This window comes from Pseudomonas sp. P5_B2 (genome assembly GCF_056400445.1).
In genome coordinates, this window is record NZ_JBFULH010000479.1 from 1 (window position 1) to 3,133 (window position 3,133).

Genomic DNA, 3,133 nt, shown 5'->3' on the forward strand with positions numbered 1-3,133 from the left:
GCTTGGCGCAAGCCACATTATCCCCGAAGCCGAAAAACACATCATGTGAACACCACAAAACCCAATGTGGGAGCAAGCCCGCTCCCACATTGGGTTTGCAGCGTCTATAAGGTTAGCGTTACTTGACCTGCCGCTGCGGCGCCTTGTGCACCATGGTGTAAGCGTAATCCACGCCCATGCCATACGCGCCACTGTGTTCCAGCACCAATTCCATCACGGCTTCGTAGGTGTCTTTGTGTGCCCAGTCACGTTGGTACTCGAGCAGCACCTGTTGCCAGGTCACCGGCACTGCACCGGCCTGAATCATCCGCTGCACCGACATGTCGTGCGCTTCTTTGGTGGTACCGCCGGAAGCGTCCGTGACGATGTACACCTCGTAACCTTCAGCCAACGCTTCCAGTGCCGGGAAGGTCAGGCAGACCTCGGTCCACAGAGCGGCAATGATCAGTTTTTTGCGTCCGGTGGCTTTCACCGCGTCAACCAGCGCCTTGTCTTCCCACGAGTTCATCGATGTACGCTCGATCGGCTTTTGCTCCGGGTGAACCGCCAGCAGCTCGGGCCAGATGTAACCGCTGAAGCTTTCGGTTTCGACCGAGGTGAAGATGGTCGGCACATTGAAAATCTTCGCGGCCTTGGCCAGGCCTACCGTGTTGTTCTTCAGCGTTTGACGATCAATCGACTGCACGCCGAACGCCATTTGTGGCTGGTGGTCGATCAGGATCAGGGCGGAATTGGTTGGGTTGAGCAGTTCACGGATAGACATGGCGCGTTCCTTTTGATGTCGATTTTCAAAGTGAGTAAGGGGTGAGTCGACGTTGCCTTCAGCGGCGTTGTCGTCGGCTTGGATGTCACTTTAGGGGCTGGCATAGAAAGGGACAATTCCCTAAAATCGAGAATCATTGATTCTAAAACAGGGACAATCATGGACCGCATCGAATGCATGCGCGCCTTTGTCGTCACGGTCGGCGAAAACGGCTTCGCCGCCGCTGCACGGGCAATGGATGTGCCGCGATCAAAAGTCAGCAAACAGATTCAGGCGCTGGAGGACGCGATCGGCGTGCAATTGCTGCAGCGCACCACCCGCAGCCTGCACCTGACCGAGGCTGGCGCCGAATACTTCGACGCGGCACGCGAAGTGCTGGCCTCGCTGGACGAGGCCGAACAGCGCGCGCGTAACGGCATCGGCGAATTGCGCGGGGTGTTGCGGGTCAATGCGCCGATGTCCTTTGGCTTGCGCCGACTGGGGCCATTGATCCCGCTGTTTCATGAGCAGCACCCGAACATCGAGCTGCAACTGGTGCTCAGCGACCAGCAGGTAGACCCGGTGCGCGGTGGTTTCGACGTGACCATCCGCATTGCCAGCCTGCCGGACTCGACGATGATTGCCCGGCAACTGGCGCCAGCCCCGCGAATCCTGGTGGCATCCCCGGCCTATCTGGCGCGCGCCGGCATGCCGCAGACCCCACAGGACTTGCGCGCGCACCAGTGCCTCAATTACGGGTATCTGCAAAGCGGTGTCAGCCTGCAGCTGTGCAACGGCCAGGAAACCCAGCGGGTCAACGTGACCGGCCCCTTGCACGCCAACAACGGCGACTTGCTCGCTCAGGCCGCCGAAGCTGGCATGGGCATCGCCTTGTTGCCTGACTTCATTGTCGAGGATGCGCTGGCGGCAGGCCGCCTGGTGCCAGTGATGTGTGAATGGCAGGCGCCTGCGATCACCATTAACGCGGTGTACCCTTCGGCACGGCGGGTCCCACAGAAGACCCGCACGTTTATCGAGTTTTTAGTGGCGCAGTTGGCAGAGAAGTAATACACACCTCCTGCTCGCGAAGGCGGAGTGCCAGTCGATATAGATGTTGGCTGTTACATCGCTATCGTCGGAACGCCGCCCGGAGCCGACTCGCTCCCACAGGGTCAGGTATCTATTTTCCGAAGATGCGGTGCACCTGAACCGCGTCGGCGCTACCGTTCTGTTCAAGCGCGAGAAAATACTTCAGCTGCCATTGCTGCGTCCTGATCGCCTGTTTTGCGACAGGCCTGGCCCACGGCGGATAGACGCGAATCGCGCGCTTGCCACCGACACCGTCAATCGACATGACCCCTTTGGCGGCCAATACCTTCTGATCGAACACAAACTGTCCGCGGTGCGTGTCATCAGCAACGCTTACCACCACAAAAGCGACGCCATCGCCGGTGTCGAACGGTGCGATCTCGCTGACCGACGTCGGCCGCTTCCATAGCGTGACGAACTGGCCAATCTTGGCCGGCGTGGTTTTCGCCACACGGAAGACCACCACCTGGTCATCGAGGCCGAGGCGGCAGGCGTCGTATTCGGCACTCTCCGGCTCGCGTTGAGCCTGCTGCGTCACTGTCATGCCTGCTGGTGTGTACACCTGCTCGATGGCGGCGACCAGTTGGTGTGGAAGGTTATCGCGGTGCTTGAGGAATGGCACTGATCGGATCATAGATTATTGAGAACCCACTTTTGAACTGCCGCAGTGTCATTTATATCTCCATCAAAAACAAATTGCGGATCATAACTTTGATTATTTCCTCGCACTCGCCCCCTCCATACCTTTAACGGAATCCAGAACTGCGCGCCGCTCGGCAGTGTTTGCGACCCTATATCAATATAAAGTGTATCGCCGCTCGTTGACGCCCCGAAATGAACAACCTCCGGAATAGCAAGAACGATGCCTGCGAAGTCCAGGCAGGCACTCGCGCAAAATGAGTCAGTCACCAGTGCAAGCCTGCCTTTAAAAGCTTGGGTATTGAATCCTCTCGATCCTTCTTGATCGACCGAGGAAGTGCTCGGCTGTCGCAACCAGTCTTTCTTCTCGCGAAGTGCGAGCTCCATCAACTTGGTTAAGCTGAAAACAAATTTATAAGCCTCACTATTTTTCCCATAGTCTCTTCCCATGGCAGTTAGAGCTTGATTGAGCGTTGATAGTGCAAAAGGAGAAACTCGCCACATCGCATATGCACGAGATGACTCGCTCAAATTATTTACCAATTGCGAGCCCAACAGAGCAGAAAGTATTTCAGCACCAACCAGGCTGTTGCCACCGCGATTGCCTCGTGTATCAAGCACAACCAGATTGGCATCCTTGAGAGTCTTGATGACATCGAGCAT

Annotated in this window: 4 protein-coding genes; 1 reads left to right on the forward strand and 3 read right to left on the reverse strand. The window is 57.1% G+C overall.

Annotated elements, in window-relative coordinates; genetic code table 11:
• Positions 1-118: 118 nt before the first annotated feature.
• A complete protein-coding gene (locus AC1DRJ_RS22640) occupies positions 119-763 on the reverse strand; it encodes a hydrolase (RefSeq protein ID WP_477804107.1) in 645 nt (214 codons plus the stop codon).
• Positions 764-922: 159 nt separating this feature from the next.
• Between AC1DRJ_RS22640 and AC1DRJ_RS22645 the strand changes: the two genes are divergently transcribed.
• Positions 923-1,810: a LysR family transcriptional regulator gene (locus AC1DRJ_RS22645; protein ID WP_477804108.1), complete on the forward strand. Its 888-nt coding sequence runs from the start codon at positions 923-925 to the stop codon at positions 1,808-1,810.
• A 112-nt stretch (positions 1,811-1,922) separates the two neighbouring features.
• Here the strand turns inward: AC1DRJ_RS22645 and AC1DRJ_RS22650 are convergent, their stop codons facing one another.
• Positions 1,923-2,453: a MepB family protein gene (locus tag AC1DRJ_RS22650; RefSeq protein ID WP_477804109.1), complete on the reverse strand. Its 531-nt coding sequence runs from the start codon at positions 2,451-2,453 to the stop codon at positions 1,923-1,925.
• Positions 2,454-2,461: 8 nt separating this feature from the next.
• On the reverse strand, positions 2,462-3,133 hold a 672-nt coding region (locus AC1DRJ_RS22655; protein WP_477804110.1), incomplete at its 5' end, for a S41 family peptidase.